At 63.8% G+C, this 21,642-nt stretch carries 13 protein-coding genes; 11 read left to right on the forward strand and 2 right to left on the reverse strand.

What is annotated here, in order from left to right; all coding sequences use genetic code 11:
• Positions 1 to 1,017, forward strand: a 1,017-nt coding sequence (locus RMQ73_RS03290; RefSeq protein ID WP_310496580.1) for a 3-isopropylmalate dehydratase large subunit, incomplete at its 5' end; no start/stop codon positions are given.
• Between the two features lie 429 nt (positions 1,018 to 1,446).
• Positions 1,447 to 3,627 carry an EAL domain-containing protein gene (locus tag RMQ73_RS03295; RefSeq protein WP_310496582.1) on the forward strand — a complete coding sequence of 727 codons (2,181 nt, stop codon included), beginning with the start codon at positions 1,447 to 1,449 and terminating at the stop codon, positions 3,625 to 3,627.
• Between the two features lie 40 nt (positions 3,628 to 3,667).
• On the opposite strand, the gene nadB is transcribed toward RMQ73_RS03295, so the two are convergent.
• Together nadB and RMQ73_RS03305 are read right to left on the reverse strand one after the other, a co-directional pair.
• Positions 3,668 to 5,335, reverse strand: a complete 1,668-nt coding sequence (nadB, locus tag RMQ73_RS03300; protein WP_310496584.1) for an L-aspartate oxidase — start codon at positions 5,333 to 5,335, stop codon at positions 3,668 to 3,670.
• Positions 5,328 to 6,245, reverse strand: coding sequence for an ABC transporter ATP-binding protein (locus tag RMQ73_RS03305; protein WP_310496625.1), 918 nt, complete (start codon positions 6,243 to 6,245; stop codon positions 5,328 to 5,330). The genes nadB and RMQ73_RS03305 overlap by 8 nt, the downstream gene beginning before the upstream one ends.
• Positions 6,246 to 6,451: 206 nt before the next feature.
• Between RMQ73_RS03305 and RMQ73_RS03310 the strand changes: the two genes are divergently transcribed.
• The 9 genes from RMQ73_RS03310 (at position 6,452) to RMQ73_RS03350 (ending at position 21,528) form a co-directional block, all read left to right on the forward strand.
• Positions 6,452 to 6,637 carry a zinc-finger domain-containing protein gene (locus RMQ73_RS03310; RefSeq protein WP_310496586.1) on the forward strand — a complete coding sequence of 62 codons (186 nt, stop codon included), beginning with the start codon at positions 6,452 to 6,454 and terminating at the stop codon, positions 6,635 to 6,637.
• A 29-nt stretch (positions 6,638 to 6,666) separates the two neighbouring features.
• Positions 6,667 to 7,605: a hypothetical protein gene (locus RMQ73_RS03315; protein ID WP_310496588.1), complete on the forward strand. Its 939-nt coding sequence runs from the start codon at positions 6,667 to 6,669 to the stop codon at positions 7,603 to 7,605.
• A 70-nt stretch (positions 7,606 to 7,675) separates the two neighbouring features.
• The gene (gene tldD / locus RMQ73_RS03320; RefSeq protein WP_310496590.1) at positions 7,676 to 9,112 is read left to right on the forward strand and encodes a metalloprotease TldD; all 1,437 of its coding nucleotides are present in this window, start codon (positions 7,676 to 7,678) and stop codon (positions 9,110 to 9,112) included.
• A 34-nt stretch (positions 9,113 to 9,146) separates the two neighbouring features.
• A complete protein-coding gene (locus RMQ73_RS03325; RefSeq protein WP_310496592.1) occupies positions 9,147 to 9,701 on the forward strand; it encodes a pyridoxamine 5'-phosphate oxidase family protein in 555 nt (184 codons plus the stop codon).
• Complete coding sequence (locus RMQ73_RS03330) at positions 9,701 to 9,904, forward strand: DUF2007 domain-containing protein (RefSeq protein WP_310496594.1); 204 nt, start codon at positions 9,701 to 9,703, stop codon at positions 9,902 to 9,904. The genes RMQ73_RS03325 and RMQ73_RS03330 overlap by 1 nt, the downstream gene beginning before the upstream one ends.
• Entirely contained in the window at positions 9,901 to 10,692 is a 792-nt protein-coding gene (locus tag RMQ73_RS03335; RefSeq protein WP_310496596.1) for a patatin-like phospholipase family protein, read from the forward strand. The genes RMQ73_RS03330 and RMQ73_RS03335 overlap by 4 nt, the downstream gene beginning before the upstream one ends.
• Positions 10,693 to 10,852: 160 nt before the next feature.
• Positions 10,853 to 11,191: a P-II family nitrogen regulator gene (locus tag RMQ73_RS03340; protein ID WP_310496599.1), complete on the forward strand. Its 339-nt coding sequence runs from the start codon at positions 10,853 to 10,855 to the stop codon at positions 11,189 to 11,191.
• 66 nt (positions 11,192 to 11,257) lie between these two features.
• Positions 11,258 to 12,664, forward strand: a complete 1,407-nt coding sequence (locus RMQ73_RS03345) for an ammonium transporter (protein WP_409049824.1) — start codon at positions 11,258 to 11,260, stop codon at positions 12,662 to 12,664.
• A 197-nt stretch (positions 12,665 to 12,861) separates the two neighbouring features.
• A complete protein-coding gene (locus RMQ73_RS03350) occupies positions 12,862 to 21,528 on the forward strand; it encodes a GH36-type glycosyl hydrolase domain-containing protein (RefSeq protein ID WP_310496602.1) in 8,667 nt (2,888 codons plus the stop codon).
• The last annotated feature ends 114 nt before the right edge of the window (positions 21,529 to 21,642 follow it).

A 21,642-nucleotide genomic window follows, 5' to 3' on the forward strand; every position in this document is an offset into this window, starting at 1 on the left:
ACCAGCACGCATGGCGCGTTTGCGGCGCTGGCCTTTGGTATCGGCACATCGGAAGTGGAACATGTGTTCGCCACCCAGACGTTGCTGCTGCGCCAGTCGAAATCGATGGAAGTGCGCGTCACCGGCAGCCTTGGCTTCTCCATTTCCGCCAAGGATGTGGCGCTGGCCATTTGCGGCCGGCTCGGTACCGGCGGCGCCACCGGGCATGTCATCGAATACACTGGGGAGGTCATCGAGGCGCTGAGCATGGAAGGGCGCATGACCTTGTGCAACATGGCGATCGAGGCCGGCGCCCGCGCCGGGCTGGTGGCGCCAGATGCCAAGACCTTTGCCTATGTGCAAGGCCGTCCGCGCGCGCCGGGGGGCGCAGATTGGGACAAGGCCATGGCCTGGTGGCAAACGCTCAGGACCGATCCTGCCGCCGCCTATGATACTGTCGTCACCATAGACGGCAGCAGCATTGCGCCGCTGGTCACATGGGGCACCAGCCCCGAAGATGTCGTGGCCATCACCGATGTCGTGCCGGGTCCGGACAGCTTTGCCGATGCCGGCAAGCGAATGGCTGCGGCCAAGAGCCTGGAATATATGGGCCTGACGCCCGGCACTCGCATGGTCGATGTCACGGTCGAAAACATTTTCATCGGCAGCTGCACCAACAGCCGCATCGAGGATCTGCGTGTTGCCGCCGAAGTCGCACGCGGGCGCAAGGTCGCCGGCAATATCCGCCAGGCGCTGGTGGTGCCCGGATCGGGGCTGGTGAAGCGCCAGGCCGAAGCCGAAGGGCTGGACCGCATCTTCATCGAGGCCGGCTTTGACTGGCGCGAACCGGGCTGTTCGATGTGCCTTGGCATGAACCCTGACCAGGTGCCGGCCGGCGAGCGATGCGCCAGCACCTCCAACCGCAACTTCGTCGGGCGGCAAGGCGTCGGCGCGCGCACGCACCTGCTGTCGCCGGCCATGGCAGCTGCGGCCGCCGTGACAGGGCGCTTGACGGATGTGCGCGAACTGATGGGTTGATGTTCAGGGTTGTCGATGTGACATCAAAGGCACAAACTTAGAAACCTTTGCTAATCGTTTGTTTATTATACTCGCCTATTGAGAGCTATCGGGCTCGAAGGGCGAGGTATGGGGCGTTCTGCTAGATTTCATGACGTGGATGGCGCTTCGCGGCCTTTGAGCGTGGCGGCACGTTTGGTTTTGCAGATTGTTGCCCGCGCGTTTCTGGCATGCGCGCTGCTGTTTGGCTTGTTGGGCCACGATGCTGCGACGGCTTCGTCAACGCGCCTTTCCTATGTCGTCAACACATGCGACCCTGTTGTTGCCGGTGGTGCCTGCGCCTCGGACCCGGCGCTTCGCTGGTCGCGGGTCGATGTGAAGCCCTTGCCGGGATTGGCCGCGATGGCGCCCGGCTGGCAGCTGATAGTGGATAATTCCCGTTTTTCGCAGATGCGTATCGCGATCGTTCACAGTGGCGGGACCACCGTGATCATCCGCCGCGCCGGCGAACTGGGCGGCAATTGGGCAATGGGCAATCTCCTGCGGTTTTCCGTGCCCGTGGCAGGCAAGGATGTGCGTGCCATCAGCATCAATTTTCAGGGGCTTGATTCCGCTGGCCTGCTGCGCTGTGTCGAGGCGATGTCGCCGGCCGAATTGCAGTCCCATAATGGCAGATGGACGGCCCTGGTGGGTGTGGTGTTCGGCATCCTGATATGTGCTCTGGCCTATAATGCCTTTCTGCTGACCTGGTCCAACACGGTTTTCCAGCGCATCTATGTCGGCTGGGTGGCGGCGTCGCTGGTGTATCTGCTTGTGTGGACGGGCGCCTTGAACGCAATCTGGCCTGGCCTGGCCGGGCCGGCGACCGTCCGGATCTATTATCCGGCAATCGGCATATTGGGCATGTGCAGCCTCGCTTTTCTTCAGACCCTGATGGAAGATGGCGTGGTGCCCCGCTGGCTGGCGCGCACATCGCTTTTCGTCATCACAGCGCTGGCTGTAACCTCGATAGCCGCTGGGCTCGACATGCTTTTGCCGGCTTCGGCAACCGATCTGGCGTTCAATCTGGTGCTGATTGGCCATATCGTCGTCGCGCTGGCGATCCTGGGCTTTGCCTTTGTACGCAACAGTCGCTCGGTCTGGTTCTATCTTGTCGGCTGGGCGCCGCCATTGGTTGTTTTCGGCATGCGCCTGCTGCGCAACTTTGGCCTGCTGCCGCAGTCCGGCATGGTCGACATGCTGACGTTTGGAGCCTTTGGCTGGGAAGCCGTGCTGTTCAGCCTCGCGATTGCCGATCGCTTCCGCCAGATGCGAAAGCAGCATGAAAAGGCCGACGACGAGCGCGAATCCCTGCGCAGCGTCGCCATGACCGATGCCTTGACCGGCCTTGCCAACCGCGCTGTGTTCCAACAGCGGCTTGTCGGTCCCGATACTGATGCCGATGGTTGTGACCTCATCGTCTTTGATGTGGACTATCTCAAACAAACCAATGACATCGCCGGTCATGACGCAGGCGACGCCCTGATCATCGATGTAGCGCGCCGCTTGTGCGACGCCGCTGGGCCCGACGCCCTTGTCGCTCGCATCGGCGGCGACGAATTCGTGGTCCTGCTCGAAGGTGCGGCGCGGGAAAGATTGCCGCTTGTTCACGCTGTTGTCGCGTCGGCCGAAACGGCGCCGCTGCGTCACGCCGGCTTTGACCTGGCTGTGTCGATTTGCGCCGGCCACGCCGAAGTACGTGGGGCGTCGATCCCGATCAAGCGGCTCTACAAGCATGCCGATCTTGCGCTCTACCGGGCCAAGTCCGATGGCCGGGGGTGCTGGCGTACCTATGACAGCGCGCTTGCCGAGGCCGCAGATGCGCGTACCATGTTGATCGAGGAAGCGCGCGCGGCTGTGCGCGGTGGCGGCTTCATCTTGCACTATCAACCGGTTTGCTTGCTGTCTGACCGGCGCATCCACAGTTACGAAGCGCTGCTGCGCTGGCAGCATCCGCGCCTTGGTCTGATCGGGCCGCCGGACTTTCCCGAAGTGTTGCGCGAAGCAAGCCTGCTGCCGTCGTTGCAGCTATGGGTGCTCCGCACTGCGCTTGACAGGCTGGTGGAGCTACGCCGGGTGTTCGGACCGATATCGGTCAGCGTCAATTTCGTCACCAGCCAGTTGCATGGGCGGACCGCCGCCCATGCCATATTGAGCGAACTGGCCAGCCGCGACTTGCCCAACGATGCCTTGACCGTGGAAGTCACGGAAACCGTCGTCATGGGCGGGATCGGCAGCGCAATCACCGAATGCCTGTCCAGCCTGCGGCTCGCAGGTGTCCGGGTGGCGCTTGATGATTTCGGCACCGGCTTTGCCAGCCTTGTTCATCTGCGTGACGTCCCGTCCGATATCATCAAGATTGACCGGTCATTTGTCACCGGCCTGCCAGATATTGCAGGTAGCAACGAGATCGTATCCGCCATCATCAGCCTTGCCCATAATCTTGGCAAACAGATCGTCGCCGAAGGGGTGGAAACCGAGTCGCAGCGGCACTGCCTGTTGCGGATGGGGTGCCAGTCGGGGCAGGGCTTCCTGCTGGGCCATCCGATAGCAGAACCCGAATTGCCGCCACTGATCGACGCCGTCGCCTGATCCCGCCCCGCGCGTCAGGCGCGACCTTGCCAAGCGCGCGTCAGTCGCGGCCTAGCGCCGGGTCCAATACGGTGTCCACCGCCTCTGCCAGCGTGCGCGGATAGTCGGTGGTGTAATGCAGCCCGCGGCTTTCGCGCCGCCGCCGTGCCGAACGCACGATCAATTCCGCCACAGTTACCAGATTGCGCAGTTCGATCAGATCCGGCGTCACGCGGAAATTGCCATAATATTCGGCCACTTCCTTGCGCAGCAGCTTGACCCGGTGCGCGGCGCGCTCCAGCCTTTTGTCGGTGCGGACGATGCCGACATAATCCCACATGAACCGCCGCAGCTCGTCCCAATTATGGGTGACGACGACTTCCTCGTCGGAATCGGTAACCCGGCTTTCGTCCCCGGCTCTGATTTCCGGGCGGGTCTCCGGCCGGTCGCGATCGTGCCAATGGGCCATAATATCGTCGGCCACGGCCTGTCCGAACACCAGGCATTCCAGGATGGAGTTGGACGCCAGCCGGTTGGCGCCGTGCAGGCCGGACTGGGTGACTTCGCCCGCCGCCCATAGCCCGTCCAGATCGGTGCGCCCGGCCAGATCGACCATAACGCCGCCGCAACTGTAATGCGCTGCCGGCACCACAGGGATGGGTTGGACAGTGCAATCGATGCCAAGTTCGAGCAATCGCGCATGGATGGTCGGAAAATGCCCGCGCACGAAATCAGGCGCCAGTTGCGACATGTCAAGCAGCACATGGCTCAGCCCCAGCCGCTTCATTTCGGCATCGATGGCGCGCGCCACGACATCGCGCGGCGCCAGTTCCAGTCGCTCGTCATAGCGGTGCATGAACCGCTCGCCAGCCAGGGCGCCTCGCGCCTGATCTGCTGCGCTGGGAGGCAGCCTCAGATGCCCGCCTTCACCACGCGCCGCCTCGGTGATCAGAAAATTCTTGACGCTCGGGTGAAACAGGCAGGTGGGGTGGAACTGGTTGAATTCCATGTTCGATACCCGGCAACCGGCACGCCACGCCATGGCAATGCCGTCGCCCGTCGAACCATCGGGATTGGTCGAATAGGTATATACGCGGCTTGCCCCGCCGGTCGCCAGCACCACCGCTGGCGCCAACAGTCTGGCGACATGCCGGCTGTGGGTGTCATAAGCATAGACACCGTGGCAACGGCGCGGCGCAAACCGCTCCCCCATCGTGTGACGATGGGTGATGAGATCGATCGCGACCTGCCCGGGTAGCAGCGAGATGTTTGGATTGGCCACCGCTGCGGCCGTCAGCGCCTGTTGGACGGCCCAGCCGGTCGCATCATCGACATGGACGATGCGGCGATGGCTGTGGCCGCCTTCGCGCGTCAGATGCCAGCGTTCCGATACGGTTTCGCCGGCATTGAACGGCACGCCAAGATCGGCCAGCCGGTCGATGGCGGCCGATGCGCCGCGCGCCACGAATTCGACCGTTGCCCGGTGGTTCAATCCGGCGCCGGCCACCATTGTGTCCTCGACATGGCTGTCGATGGTGTCGCCGGCATCGAGGACAGCCGCGATGCCGCCCTGCGCCCAGGCGGTCGATCCGGCCGAAACATCGCCCTTGGCAAGAACCGCTACCTTGAAACGCCCGGCCAGATTGAGCGCCGCCGTCAGCCCCGCCGCGCCGGACCCGATGACAATGACATCAAAGACTCGCTCCTCGGCTGCAGGGCGCTTAGCCACGGGTCAGGTCCAGGAATACGTCTTCCAGATCGGCCTCGCGCGTCGAGACATCGACGACCCCGAGGCCGACTGCGGCCACATTGGCCAGAACGGCGCCAGCGTTGGTGCGACGCTTGTCATACGTCAGCGTCAGCACCCGGCCCATCCGCAGTTCGGCACCCTTGAGACCCTCCAGCCCGGGCGGCACGGCGTCCAGATCGCGGTCCACCGTGACAATCAGCTTCTTGTCGCCGGCCATTGCCAGCAGCGTGCCGGTTTCGTCATTGGCGACGACCTTGCCCTGGTTGATGATGGCTATTCGGTCGCACAGCGCCTCGGCCTCTTCGAGATAATGTGTCGTCAGCACCACCGTGGTGCCCCCCGCGTGCAGCATGCGGACATAATCCCAAAGCTGCTGGCGCAATTCGATGTCAACGCCGGCGGTGGGCTCGTCCAGCACCAGCACCGGCGGATTGTGCACAAGCGCCTTGGCGACAAGCAGCCGCCGCTTCATGCCGCCCGACAGCGTGCGCGAATAGACATGCGCCTTGTCATCCAGCCGCACAGCCCTGAGCAATTCCATCGATCGCCGCCTCGCCGGCGGCACGCCGAACAGCCCCGCCTGCAATTCCAGCGTTTCGAACGGCGTGAAGAACGCGTCGAACACAAGTTCTTGCGGCACAATACCGATACTGGCTTTGGCGTTGCGCGGGTGTTCGTCGATATCAAAGCCCCAGATGCGCGCGCTGCCTGCCGTTTTGTTCACGAGCCCGGCAAGGATGTTGATGGTCGTCGACTTGCCGGCGCCGTTGGGACCGAGCAGCCCAAAGATGGACCCACGCGGAATTTCCAGATCGATGCCATCCAGCGCCAGCTTACCCCCGGCATAGGTCTTGGTCAGGCCGGAAATGCGGATGGCTGGTTCGCTCATGGCTGTCTTGCTCATGGCTTGGGGATTAGACCGGGGGCGGGCAGGCGGCAAGCCCGCCGCCGGCCGCGCCGGTGCCGCAGCCAGAGCTCGCCCGCGATTTGAAATGACCAGGGCCGCCGGCCTGGTGCCCGCGATATTTGTACCGCGCCGCTGGCAAGGCGCTGTGGCACAGTGACTTGGGCGGCGCCAGTTGCTATGACCAGAATATGAATTCCATGCCCCCACCCGAAACTTTCGTGTCCCAGACCAGCCGCCTGTTTTGCGACGGAGATGAACGCGGCGGCGATGGCCACCCGCGCGTCTGGATCGAAATCGGCGCGCAGGGCTTTGCCGATTGCGGCTATTGCGACCGGCGCTTCATTCTCGCCAGCGGCGCGGCGGACAAGCGGTGAGGGCGCTCTGGCTTGCGGCTGCTGCCTCCTTGAACATTGTTGCGGCTGCTGCCGCACTGATCGCTGGCCCAGCCATGGCGGCCAAGGTCACCGCGCCGCCGGTTTACACCATCGATGTGGCGCCCAACGGCAATCCTTACCTGCCCGTGCGCGTCAAGAATGCCGAACTGAACATCCGCATCGCGCTGTCGTTCGACACCGCCATGATCCTCAACCAGGCCCCGGCCGACCGCGCCGGCCTCAAGCCGTTTCCGTTCATCGGCAAGCGTACCTTCAAGAATGCGCTGATCCCGGGCGGTGAAGCTACGTTCCGTTTCAATCTCGCAACCATCACGCCCCGCGGCCTGCCGAACAAGAAAGTTCCGGTTGTCTGGGTCAGCCGGCCGGTCGCCGGCGATTCCGATGGCGTGCTGACCATCGGCGCCCTCAAGGCCGACCGCATCGATGTCGTGTTGCGCCCGGCAATGCCTGGCTCGCAGGTCTACACGCTGAGGAAGAATGGCGGCGGCGAGACTGGCATCAATGCCCGTGTCGGTGATGAAAAAATCGATGTCAGCCTTGAACTCAACAGCCCGGTGACCGTGATGAACGCCCGCGCCGCCCAGGCGCTGGTGGATGGCAAGATCGTGAAGCGAGGCAGTACAATCGGATATTGGCAGCCGTTCCCCGGCGTCAATCTGCCATACCAGGGCCTTGTGGCGAACCCAGGTGCGACACTGCTTGGTTTGCCGCTGCGCCAGATGGGTGCCCGCGTCTCCGAAGCCGAAGCGCGGCGCATCGACGCCGAGGCCCGCGCCGGCACTTCGGACAGCAATGACGACGCCGACACCATCACTGTCACCGCTGACCGCAAGAAAAAGGGCAGGGCGCCCTGGATCCTGATCGGCCGCGACATCCTCGACAGTTGCAGCCGCATCAGTTTCGACCGCGCGGGCGAACGCTGGCTGCTGACCTGCAAGTTCAGCTGAGAGCAGTTTCCCGGGCGGGTGAGGCGAAAGGCCGGTTTCACAAACGCATTGCCGCCCCTATATCAGGGGTATGAGCACCCTTGACCCCGCCACGATTTTTTACGCCGACACCGGGCTGGATCCCGCCCGCACCGAGCGGCTAGTCGCTGATGCCCTGAACGGCTGCGACGACGGTGAACTCTATCTGCAATATGCCGTGTCCGAAAGTTTCGCCTTTGACGATGGCCGGTTGAAGGCTGCGACGTTCGACACGCAAAAGGGCTTTGGCCTGCGCGGCGTGGCGGGCGAGATGACCGCATTCGCTCATGCCAATGAACTGTCCGATGCCGCCATCGCGCGTGCTGCTGACACGATCAAGGTGGTTCGCGACGGGCACGGCGGCCAGAGCAACGTTTCTGCGGCCCCACAGCGCACCAACGCCCGGCGCTACACCGATGCCAATCCGCTGGCCGGCGTCGATTTTGCCCGCAAGGTCGCGCTGATGCAGCAGATCGATGCCGCCGCCCGCGCCCGCGATCCGCGCGTCGTGCAGGTATCGGCCAGCCTGCTCGGCAGCTGGAGCGTTGTCGAGATCGTGCGCGCCGATGGCCACCGCGTCCGCGACGTGCGCCCGCTCGTCCGCCTCAATGTCCAGATCGTCACCGAAAGGAACGGTCGCCGTGAAACCGGCTTCCACGGCCTCGGCGGGCGCTATTTGTACGATGAACTGTTCGAAAACCAAAGCTGGGAAGGCGCCATCGACATCGCGCTGGCCCAGGCGCTGACCAACCTCGACAGCGTCGCGGCCCCGGCCGGCGAGATGACCGTTGTGCTCGGCCCCGGCTGGCCCGGCATCCTGCTGCACGAGGCCATCGGTCATGGCCTTGAGGGCGATTTCAACCGCAAGGGCACATCGGCATTTTCGGGCCGAATCGGGGAACGCGTGGCGGCGCCGGGTGTGACGGTCGTCGACGACGGCACCATCGACAACCGGCGTGGCAGCCTGACCGTCGACGATGAAGGCACGCCGACCGAGCGCACGGTGTTGATCGAGGACGGCATCCTCAAGGGTTACATGCAGGACCGGCTCAATGCCCGGCTGATGGGCATGGCGCCCACCGGCAATGGCCGCCGCGAAAGCTTTGCCCATGCCCCCATGCCGCGCATGACCAACACCTTCATGCTGGGCGGCAGCGAAGACCCCGGCGAAATCCTGCGCGGCGTCAAAAGCGGCATTTATGCCAAGAGCTTTGGCGGCGGCCAGGTCGACATTACCAGCGGCAAGTTCGTGTTTTCCTGCACCGAGGCGTACCGTATCGAAAATGGCCGGCTGGGCGCGCCGGTGAAGGGCGCGACGCTGATCGGCAACGGCCCCGACGTGCTGACTCGCGTCAAAGCCATCGGCAACGACATGGCACTGGATGAAGGTGTCGGCATTTGCGGCAAGGGCGGGCAAAGCGTGCCGGCCGGCGTCGGCCAGCCGACGTTGCTGATCGATGGGCTGACCGTGGGCGGCACGGCTGCATGAACCTTGGGGCCTGAAAACAAAAAGGACAGCAGGCGTGTCTGATTTCTCTGACCATATCGATGCGAAACACGCCGAATTCATCGCACGCCAGCCGGTGTTTTTTGTTGCCACCGCCGCTGCGGACGCGCGCATAAACCTGTCGCCAAAAGGCATGGACAGTTTTCGGGTGCTGGGGCCAACCCGCGTCGCCTATCTCGATTATGGCGGTTCGGGCAATGAAACCAACGCGCATCTGGCCGCCGATGGCCGTATCACCATCATGTTCTGCGCCTTTGACCAGCCGGCGCTGATCTACCGGCTGTATGGCCGGGGCAGGGCGGTGCTGCCCCAGGATAACGACTGGGACACGCTTGCCGCCCATTTCACCATCGAACGCGGCGTGCGCCAGATTTTCGACATCACCGTGGAATCGACGCAGGGCAGCTGCGGTTGGGCCGTCCCGAAAATGACACTCGAAGCCGAGCGCCAGACCTTGCGCAAATTCCATGCGCAAGAGTCGCCATTGGAGCGGCTGGCAAAATATCAGGACCGAAACCGCAGCATCGATGGCCTGCCGGTCCGGCCGCCCTCCGTCCTGCCTTATTCCTGATGCCGCTCGTCGTGCTCGACACGCTGTTCAATCCGGTCGAAGCCCAGATCATGCAATCGCGGCTGGAGGCCGGCGGCATTGAATCCGTGCTGTTCGACGCCGGAATCGCCTCGCTTATAGGGCCGGGCGTATCGGGTATCCGGCTGATGGTGCTGGACGAGGACGAGCAAGTGGCGCGCAGCCTGTTGTCGGAGGCGCCGTGAAGATTGCGCTGGCGCTGGGCGGCGGCGCGGGGCTGGGCTGGGCGCATATCGGCGCCATTCAGGCGCTTGAGGCGCGCGGTTGCGAGATCGTGGCCGTTGCCGGCACCTCCATTGGCGCCATCGCCGCGGTTTGCTTGGCCGCCGGGCGCCTCAATGTCCTCGAGGATATCGCGCGGGCCGCCAATGGCCGGCAGGTCGTGCGCTTTCTTGATTTTGATCCGCGCCGGGGTTCGATGCTCGGCGGCCGTGCGGTCCAGCGGCAACTGCGCCTGCATTTTGGCCATGAGCAACTTGAACGCCTGCATATCCCGGTCGCCGTGGTTGCAGCCGATCTGGTAAGCGGCGAGGAAGTCATCCTGACCCGCGGGCCTGTGGTCGAATCGGTGTTTGCCTCGATCGCAATTCCCGGTGTTTTTCCACCTCTGCAGCGCGGCGGACAGATGCTGGTCGATGGCGGGGTGGTGGCGCCGGTGCCGGTGCGCGCTGCCCGCCAGATCAGCGCAGCGCCGGTAGTGGCCATCAACCTGCTTGGCGACTATGCGCGCCGCGGCGAGGGGCATTTTGCCGGTCGCCGCATGTCGCCGCTGCGTGTCGGCCGCGCCAGCCTGTCGCTCATCACCAGCCATATCGCCAAGCTGGACCTGATGCTCGATCCCCCCGATGTCTTGCTGACCCCGGCGCTGGGCCATGTCGATCCAGGCAATTTCACGCGCGCCGCCGAACTGATTGCTCTGGGCGAGGACGCCGTCGTGCAATGCTGGGACCAGATCGCCGCATTGGCACCCTGATTGCCCAAAAAAGCACCCTCTGCCGCCAAATCGGGCAGCGCCTCAAGACGGCTTGCTGCGCCGCACCATCGTCGGACGTGCACGTCATCTGCCCGATACGACTGGCACGAAACGTGCATTAAGTTGCCTGTAACTCGTCGTCGACAGGGGAATCAGGCGCATGAAATTGGTGATGGCCATAATCAAGCCGTTCAAGCTGGATACCGTTCGCGAGGCATTGTCCGCGATGGGCGTGCAGGGAATGACGGTAACCGAGGTCAAGGGCTTTGGCCGGCAAAAAGGCCATACCGAAATCTATCGCGGCGCCGAATATACCACAAACATGGTGCCCAAGATCAAGGTCGAGGTCGTCACCGATGACGGCCAGGCCAGCGCCGTGGTCGAAGCGATTGTCCAGGCGGCCCACACGGGCGCCATCGGCGACGGCAAGATATTCGTCACCGACGTCGGCCAGGCCGTGCGCATCCGCACCGGTGAAATGGGTGAAACAGCTTTGTAATTGTTCCCGGCCAAGCCGGGAGCGACGGAGTTCCAGAATGATGTGCCGGAGATCATGGGGGAAATGATGCTGAATAAACTGGGAAGACTGGCATTGGCGGCACCGTTCGCCCTTGCTTCGGCCGGCGCCTTTGCCGCCGATATGATCAAGGCGCCAACGCCAGAACAACAGGCGTTGATGGTCGACAAGGGTGACACGGCCTGGATGCTGATTTCAGCCACTCTGGTGCTGATGATGTCGGTGCCGGCGCTTGCGTTGTTTTACGGCGGCCTGGTCCGCACCAAGAACATGCTCAGCGTGCTGATGCAGGTGTTCATGATCGTGTCGATCTCGGCACTGGTGTTCGCGACCTATGGCTATTCCATGGCCTTTACCAGCGGCTCCGAATTCGTCGGTGGCTTCTCCAAGGTGTTCCTCGCCGGCGTATCGGCCTCGACCTATGCCGCGACATTCTCCAACAACGTCTATATCCCGGAATACGCCTTCATCGTGTTCCAGATGACCTTTGCCTGCATCACGCCGGCGCTGATCGTCGGCGCGTTCGCCGAACGGGTGAAGTTCTCCTCTTTGATGATCTTCACGGTTGCGTGGCTTACCATCGTCTATTTCCCGATGGCGCACATGGTCTGGTATTGGGCCGGCCCGGATTTCCTCGCTGATGCACCGACCGACTATGGTTATCTCTGGGGCAAGGGCGCGCTCGATTTCGCTGGCGGCACCGTGGTTCACATCAACGCTGGTATCGCCGGGCTTATTGGCTGCCTCATCGTCGGCCCGCGTATCGGGTTCCAGAAAGAAGCGACGCCGCCGCACAGCCTGACCATGACCATGATCGGTGCCTCGCTGCTGTGGGTGGGCTGGTTCGGCTTCAACGCCGGCTCCAACCTCGAAGCCAATGGCGTTACGGCGGTGGCCTTCATCAACACCTTCCTCGCCACTGCAGCTGCAGCGGTTGCATGGTGTCTTGTCGAGCAGATCCACCACGGCAAGCCATCTATGCTTGGTGCCGTCACCGGCGCTGTGGCCGGTCTTGTCGCCATCACACCGGCCAGCGGGCTTGGCGCTCCGATGACCAGCATCCTGCTGGGTCTGGCCGTGTCGCCGATCTGCTATCTGTTCGTCGCAGTGCTCAAGAACAAGCTCAAGTATGACGACACGCTCGACGTGTTCGGCGTACACGGCATCGGCGGCATCATCGGCGCCCTTGCCACCGCCATCGTCGCCGACCCGGCGCTGGGTGGGCAGGGCTTCTTCGACTACACCGTGTTCCCGGCCGTTGCCGGCACCTATGACATGGCTGCGCAGTTGATTACCCAGGCCAAGGCCGTGGGCGTGACACTGGTCTGGTCCGGCGGTGTGTCTGCCGTGCTGTTCCTCGCGCTGAAATACACCATCGGCCTGCGTCCGGCACCTGATGCCGAACGCGAAGGGCTCGATATCTCGGAATTCGGCGAGCGCGCCTACAACCCATAAGCGCTCCCGTTACACTTCCTCCCCAAGGAAACATGACTGGCCCGGCAGGAAACTGCCGGGCCATTTTTCGTGCCCCGACGAACTCACCGACCGGCAGGCATCGCCGGTTGCTCCCCGGCTGCTCCATGCCCTTTGCGGCAGTGAGTAGTTTCCGATGCTCCCGGCGTCCGCGCCCGGCCTGCTAGAATTGGCACCCAGTGAGGCTGCGACTCCAGGCGGTTACCGCGATCGACGTCGAATGGACCGAGGAGCACATATTGAGACCCGCCTATTTTCGCCCCTGGAAGGGGCAGGGGTCAGCGCCACTGGAGCCGCCAGTCCGCGCCGAACTGTTCAGCATCGAACGGCTTGAGGCACATGCCCGCAGCCTGGCAGCCAGCCAGCAGATTGTCGCAAACCCGCGCACCGGCCGCTCGCTTGGGGCCCGGCTAGACGACAACAGCAAGGTCTTGACCGCCGCCTATCGCGCCGTTGCCGCCGCCGCTGCTGCGCGGCAGGTGATCAGCCCGGCTGCAAGCTGGCTGCTGGACAATTTTCATATCGTCGACGAACAGTTGCGGCAGATCAGGAACGACCTGCCGCCGGGATTCTATCGCCGGTTGCCCAAGCTCGCCGACGGTCCGCTCAAGGGTTATCCGCGCGTCTTCGGCATTTCCTGGGACCTGGTGGCGCATACCGACAGCGCCTTTGATGCGGCCAGAATCGTTCGCTTCCTCGATGCCTATCAATCCGTCCAACCGCTGGATATTGGCGAACTCTGGGCCTTGGCCATCACACTGCGCATCACGCTTGTCGAAAATCTGCGCCGTCTTGCCGAGGCCATTCTCGCCCAGCAAGCCGCCGGTCTGGCGGCCGATGTGCTTGCCGGCCAGATCTTCGGCGCCATCGATGGTCGCGCGCAAAGCGACGACGAGATTATCGCCTGCCTGGACGCCGCGCCATGGTCGATGGCGTTTGCGGTCGAACTCGCGCAGCGCCTGCGTCATGAGGATCCCGGTGCGGTGCCGGCGTCGCGATGGTTGAATGATCGGCTGACAGCCGACGGTGCCACGAGCGAAAGCGTCATGCGCGACGAACTGAACTGGCAAAGTGCAACCGATGTGACCGTTCGCAACGTGATCACCAGCATGCGGCTGGTCTCGATGCTGAATTGGTCCGAGGTGTTCGAAACCATAAGCCCGGTAGATGCGGTGCTTGGCGGTGTTGCTGGAGGCTCCGCGGTGCTTCGCAGTGTTGCGGGCGGCTCCGCGGTGCTTCGCGGGGCCAGTGCGACCGACAGCGACTTTGCCGCCATGGATTTCCAGAGCCGCGATCATTACCGCCGGGCAGTCGAGCAACTGGCGCGCCAATCGCGGCTTTCCGAGGTCGAGGTTGCAACCAGGGCCATCGCAGCAGCCAAGGGCGGCACAACTGCACGCCAACGCGAACCGGGCTATTACCTCATCAGCAACGGTCGCCCGGCATTTGAAAGGGCGCTGGGCTGTCGCATCCCCTTGGGGACGTCGCTCTTGAGGCTCTATTCCGAAGTTGGGATACTCAGTTACATCGCGATGATCGCGGCGCTCGCTGTGGCGGCGCTGGCATTGGCGCTTTGGGCAACGGGAACTGGCGGACTGACTACCGGGCAATTGGTCATTCTCGCTCTTGTCGGGATTGTGCCGGCGTCCGATATCGCCGTCGCCTTCGTCAACCGCAGCATCACCCGGTCGGTCGGCGGCCGCTTGCTGCCAGCGCTTGAACTGCGCGGCGGCATCACCTCCGACCTTGCCACGATTATCGTCATTCCGGCCTTGTTGGTCGACGCCGCCGGCATCACCGAACAGATTGACCGCCTTGAGGATCATTACCTCGGCAATCCCGATGATAACTTCAATTTCGCGCTGATATCCGACTGGCTTGATGCCGCGACCGAACACCATGAACAGGACCAGGCCCTGCTCGACCAGGCGTCGGCTGAGATTGCCCGCCTGAATGCCCTGTATGGCTTGGCCGCCAACGGTCCGCGTTTTACCCTGCTGCACCGCAAACGCGTCTGGAACCAGGGCGAAGGCAGATGGATCGGTTGGGAACGCAAGCGCGGCAAGCTGCGCGAACTCAACAGGCTGCTGCGCGGCGCCAAAGACACCAGCTTCATGGTCATTGGCGGGCTCGCACCATGGCTTCCGCCGGGCATACGCTATGTCATCACGCTGGATGTCGATACGCGCATGCCGATGGGCACGGCGCGGCGACTGGTCGGCAAGATGGCGCACCCGCTCAACCGGCCCGAGTTTGATCAAGCCGTCGGGCTTGTGGTGCGCGGACACGGGATGTTGCAGCCGCGCGTCACGCCGTCCCTGCCCACTGGCAGCGACGGCTCCTTGTACCAGCGGGTGTTTTCAGGCCCGAACGGCCTTGACCCCTATGCGCTGGCAGTATCCGACGTTTACCAGGACCTGTTCGAGGAAGGCTCGTTTACCGGCAAGGGCATCTATGAGGTCGACAGTTTCGAAGCGGCGCTGAAGGATCAGTTCCCCGACAGCGCCGTGCTCAGCCATGATTTGCTCGAAGGCATATTTGCCCGGGCCACGCTCGCCTCCGACATCGAGGTCGTCGAGGAGTTTCCGTCACGTTATGCTGTTGCCGCGGCGCGCCAGCATCGCTGGGTGCGCGGTGATTGGCAGTTGCTGCCTTGGATCCTCGGATTGCCGCGCCATTTCGGTGATACGGCGGCCCGCACCCGCATCCCGTTGATGGGCCGCTGGAAACTGCTCGACAACCTGCGCCGGTCACTCTCTGCCCCAGCTGGTTTGCTTGCCCTGTTGATCGGCTGGCTGCTGCCGCGCCCGGCGGCGGACATCTGGACCAGCTTCATCGTACTGACCATCGTCCTGCCGCCCTTGTTGCCGGCCTTTGGCAGCGTCCTGTCGATGCGGTCCGGTGTTTCGCTGCGCAGCCATGCCCGAAGCGTCGGCAGTGATTTCGCGCTCGGCCTGCAACAGGCGTCGTTCCTGCTCGTCTTTCTGGCTCATCAGGCCTGGCTGATGGTCGATGCTGTCGGCCGGACGCTGCTGCGCGTCTTTGTCCATCGCCGCCACTTGCTGCAATGGGTCAGCGCGGCGCAATCGCGCGACGACCACCGATTCGACACAAGGCGGCTGGCGCAGCAGGTGGCGGCCATTGCCGTCTGTGCCATCGGGGTCGCCGCACTGATCGAAGTCTCCGGCAATCAGGCTTGGCCTGCCGCCGCCCCGTTCCTGCTGCTGTGGACAGTCTCGCCGCTCATCGCCTGGAGAGCCAGCCAACCGCCGAGACTTGCTGCCAGCCAGAAGGTCACGCCGGCAGATGACGCGACGCTGCGCCTTGTTGCCCGGCGCACATGGCGGTTTTTCGAAACCTTCATGACGCACGGCGACAATATGCTGCCGCCCGACAATTTCCAGGAAACCCCGCGTCCCGTCGTTGCCCATCGCACGTCGCCGACCAACATCGGTCTGTATCTGCTGTCGGTCATCGCGGCGCGTGATTTTGGCTGGATCGGCACGCGGGATGTGCTGGTCCGGCTTGAGGATACATTTGATGCCATGGACCGGCTCGAACGTTTCCATGGGCATCTGTTCAACTGGTACGATACCACCGACCTGCGCGCGCTCGAGCCCAGATATGTGTCATCGGTCGACAGTGGCAACCTTGCCGGTCACCTGCTCGCGCTGCGCAACGCCTGCATCGAAATTGCTGCCGGCCCCGCAATCGGACCGCGCTGGCAATCCGGGACGCAGGACTGTGCGGCACTGCTGGCAAAGGCCATTGCCGGGCATGGGCCTGCCGGCGCCAATGCTGACCTGCTTGCGCGCCATGCCGTTTTCTCCGCCCGCCTCGCCGAGCCGGCAGAAACGACAGCGGCACTGTCGCAAAAGCTTCGGTCCTTGGTCGAGGATGCCGGCACGCTGTCCCGTCAGGCCCGGCTGCTGGCAACCGGCCACAGCCACGCAGACGCATCCGAACTGCTGTTCTGGGCCGAAGCGCTGGAGGCCAATGTTATGGCCTGGCACGACGAAGTTGGCGCCCCCGTCGGCACGGCGCAAGACTTTGGCCGCCGTCTGGCGCGCATCTCCGAGCGCGCCAAGGCGATGTTCGACGCCATGGAGTTCGGTTTCCTGTTCGATGCCGACCGCCAGCTTCTGTCGATTGGCTACAATTGCGCCGATGCCGGCCTTGATGGCAATTTCTACGACCTGCTCGCCTCCGAAGCCCGACTGGCGAGCTTCGTCGCCATCGCCAAGGGTGATGTGCCCGCCAAGCACTGGTTCCGGCTGGGCCGCACACTCACCCCCATCGACGGCAGTTCCGGGCTCATTTCCTGGTCTGGCTCGATGTTCGAGTATCTCATGCCATCACTAGTCATGCGGGCACCGGCTGGCAGTCTGCTCGCCCAGACCAATGCGCTTATCGTCTGGCGCCAGCGCACCTATGCTCAGGAACTGGGGTCGGGCCAGGCGCAAGGGCAGCCTTGGGGGATTTCGGAATCCCAGTTCAATGTTCGTGATATCGAACAGACATATCAATACTCCAGCTTTGGCGTGCCTGATCTTGGCTACAAGCGCGGCCTTGGCGCCAATCTGGTGATCGCACCCTATGCCAGCGGCCTGGCCTCGATGGTCGATCCGGCGGCGACCGCCCGGAATTTCCGGCTGATCGACGAAATCGGTGCCAGCGGTGCTTATGGCTGCTACGAAGCAATTGATTACACCCGTGCGCGCCTGCCAGACGGCGCCCCGCTGGCCATAGTTCGCGCCTTCATGGCGCATCACCAGGCGATGATCATTACCGGCATCGGCAACGCCCTGCATCATGGTGCGATGCGGACGCGTTTCCATGCGGAGCCGATAGTGCGAGCGGCGGAGCTGCTGCTTCAGGAACGCATGCCGCGCGATTTCGCGCAGGCCCGCGCGCCCTTTGAAATCGCCGGCATATCCGCCGCAAGCGTCGTGGACGAGACGCCGGACATGGACCGCCGCTACACCTCGGTGCATTCGCGGATCCCGCGCACTCACTTGCTTTCCAATGGCCATCTTTCGACGATGATCACCGCTGCCGGGTCAGGTTATTGCCGCTGGAACGACGTCGCCGTCACGCGGTGGCGCGAGGACGCGACCTGTGATGATCGCGGTGCCCATGTCTTTGTGCGCGACACGGCCAGCGGCGCCATCTGGTCCCCCGGCTACCAGCCGACAATCACCGAGCCTGACCATTACGAGGTTGCCTTCTCCCAGAGCGCGGCCCGCATCGCCCGCACCGACGGCGACGTCACCACAGTGATGGACGTGGTGATTTCGCCCGAGGAAGACTCCGAGGTGCGGCGGATCTCCATCACCAACAATGGCAAGCGGCCGCGCGTTTTCGATGTCACATCCTATGTGGAAATCGTGCTGGCCCGGCAGGCAGACGACGCCGCGCACCCGGCATTCGGATCATTGTTTGTCGAAACCGAATTCGTGCCCCAGTTTGGCGCCCTGCTTGCCAACCGACGGAGGCGTTCGGGTGACGACCCATCGGTCTGGGCGGCACAGCTGAGCGTCGTCGAGGGTGAAACGACCGCTGAAATCCAGTTTGAAACCGACCGTGCCAAGTTCATCGGTCGCGGCAAGACCATTCGTGCGCCGCTGGCCGTTGCGGGTGGCTGGCCGTTGTCGAACACGGCCGGCCTCGTGCTCGATCCGATTTTCAGCCTGCGCCGCCAGGTCCGGGTGCTCCCCGGCGCGACGGTGCGCGTCAGTTTCTGGACTCTGGTCGCGGCATCGCGCGAAGACGTCCTTGCGCTGGCCGACAAGCACCAGGAGGCCATCGCCTTCGAGCGCGCTGCCACGCTGGCCTGGACCCAGGCACAAATGGAGCTTCACCATCTCGGTATCGACGCTGATGATGCCAACCGATTCCAGCGGCTCGCCAGCCATGTGATCTTTTCCGACCCGGCGATGCGTGCGCCCGGCGCAGTCCTTGCGGCGGGCGCGGGCAAGGCGTCGCAACTGTGGCCGGCGGGCATTTCCGGCGACCTGCCAATCGTGCTTGTCCGCATCAACGACGACAGCCATCTCGCGCTTGTCCGGCACCTGCTCCAGGCCCATGAATATTGGCGGCTCAAGCAAATGGCCGTCGATCTCGTCATCCTCAACGAGCGAAGCGCCTCTTATGCCGAAAACATGCAGGCCGAGGTTGAAATCCTGGTTGCGCCTCGGCAGCCGGTTTCGGGGCTGGAAGGCGGCGCCGGCCGAGTCTTTGCCCTACGCGCCGACCTGCTGGCGCCGCCGCTGTGCGCTGTTCTCGAAAGCGCTGCCCGCGCAGTCCTCCATGGTGATCGCGGCTCGCTCGCCGACCAGCTGCGCCGCGCGGCCGACCTCGACAATGCAAGGCTTGCGCCGCAGCCGCACCGCCCGTTGTCATCATTTCCGGCGACACTGGCAGGCCCGCTCCCTCCGCTGGAGTTTTTCAACGGCCTTGGCGGATTTGCCGACAATGGCCGTGAATATCTGACCATCCTTGATGGGGACCGTTCGACTCCCGCGCCCTGGGTCAATGTCATTGCCAACCCGTCGTTCGGCTTTCAGGTCAGCGTCGAAGGCAGCGGTTTTACCTGGGCCGGCAACAGCCAGCTCAACCAGTTGACGCCCTGGTCTAACGACCCGGTTTGCGACCCCGCCGGCGAAGCATTTTACATCCGCGATGACGAAACTGGCGGTATCTGGACCCCGACCGCCCTGCCGATCCGCGACCCGGCAACACACTACATCGCGCGCCACGGCCAGGGATACAGCCGCTTCGAACATGCTGCCCGCGGCGTTGCGCTCGATCTGATCCAGTATGTCCCGGTTGCCGACTCCATCAAGGTATCGCGCTTGCGCATCACCAACACCGACCGGCGGCCCCGCACCCTGACGGTTACTGCATATGCCGAATGGGTGCTCGGTCGCAGTCGCAGTGCCAATGCGCCTCATGTCGTGACCGAAGTCGACCCCGACACCGGTGCCATCTTTGCTCGCAACAGCTGGAACGACAACTATGGCGACCATGTCGCCTTTGCCGATCTGGGGGGGCGGCAGACGGCGCTTTCTGCCGATCGCGGAGAATTTCTTGGCCGCAGTGGCGCCATGGACCGCCCGCGCGGGCTGGCCGCCGGCACCCGCCTTTCGGGACGCGTCGGCGCCGGGCTCGACCCTTGCGCCGCGCTTCAGGTGCAAGTCCGGCTCGAACCCGGCGCGTCGACCGAGATCGTCTGTTTTTTGGGGCAAGCAGCCAGCGCTGCCGATGCGCGCGCGTTGCTGGCAAAATATCGCGTCGCCGATCAGGACGCCGTGCTTGCCGAGGTGAAAGACCAATGGGACGACACGCTCGGCACCGTGCAGGTCACCACGCCTGACCGCGCGCTGGATATCATGGTCAATCGCTGGCTGCCCTATCAGACACTGGCCTGCCGTGTGTGGGCGCGCAGCGGTTTCTACCAGTCAAGCGGCGCTTATGGCTTTCGCGATCAGTTGCAGGATGTGCTCTCGCTGTGCGTGGCGCGTCCCGAGATTGCCCGCGCGCATCTGCTCCGTGCCGCTGGCCGTCAGTTCCGCGAAGGCGATGTCCAGCATTGGTGGTTGCCGGAAACAGGCCGCGGCATTCGCACCCGCGTGTCCGATGACCGCGCCTGGCTGGGCTATGCCGTTTCTCATTATGTCGAAGTGTCCGGTGATGTCGCCGTCCTCGATGAAGTCGTGCCCTTCCTCGAAGGTCCTGCGCTCGATTCTGGTGCGGCCAGCGCGTTTTTTCTGCCCGAGGTTTCTGTCGATGGCGCATCCCTGTTCGATCATGCCGCACTGGCCCTTGATGCCAGCCTCGACACCGGTATGCACGGCCTGCCGCTGATGGGCACGGGCGACTGGAATGATGGCATGGATGCGGTCGGTGCCGGCGGCCAGGGCGAGAGCATCTGGCTCGGCTGGTTCCACTGCGCCGTGTTCTCCGATTTCGCGGTGTTGGCCGAACGACGCGGGCGCCCAGACATGGCCGCCCGGTGGCGCCGCCATGTCGCCGGCTTGCGCGTCGCCCTTGATACGGCCGGCTGGGACGGGGATTGGTATCGCCGCGCCTATTTCGACGATGGCACAGCGCTTGGCTCGGTCAGTGACCGCGAATGCCGCATCGATTCCATCGCCCAGTCCTGGTCCGTGATTTCCGGCGCCGCAGAACCCCCGCGCGCCGCCCGGGCGATGGCGGCGCTCGACAAATATCTTGTCCGCCGCGACGACGGTCTTGTCCTGCTGTTCGATCCACCCTTCGACAAGCCGGTGCGGGATCCCGGCTATATCAAGGGCTACCCGCCAGGGGTGCGCGAGAATGGCGGTCAGTACACCCATGCTGCGGCCTGGGCCGCGCTGGCCTTTGCCCGGCAGGGCGACGGGGACCGGGCAGGGGAGCTGCTCGCAATGCTCAATCCCATCCGTCATTCCGACTCGCCCGGCGCGATCAACCGCTACCGGACCGAGCCTTATGTTGTTGCCGCCGATGTCTATTCGCAGCCGCCGCATGTCGGCCGCGGTGGCTGGACATGGTACACTGGCTCGGCTGCCTGGATATCTCGCGTCACCCTTGAGGCACTGCTCGGATTTTGCATCAAGGGCGCACATCTGCATCTGGATCCCTGCATTCCGCGCGACTGGCCGGGCTTTGAAATCGCCTTCCGGCGCGGCACCGCCCAATATCGGATCATTGTCGAGAACCCGCACGGGCTGTGCCGCGGCATCACGCAGGCCACAATGGACGGCGGATCATTGGTCCCGGGCGCTGCCATCGCGTTGACCGACGATGGCGCAAGCCATGTGATCCGCGTCACCCTGGGCGCCTGAGCCTGTTCCGTCTGTCGCCGCCCGTTCGGCTGGGCGCCTTGTGGCAGACCATGTGCTGCAATGGAACGCCCGGCATCATTGGAGTGTTTGTGATGCGCGGCACGGCTGCCGCGC

Origin of the sequence: Sandarakinorhabdus sp. (genome assembly GCF_031430775.1) — a bacterium.
GTDB lineage: Bacteria > Pseudomonadota > Alphaproteobacteria > Sphingomonadales > Sphingomonadaceae > Sandarakinorhabdus.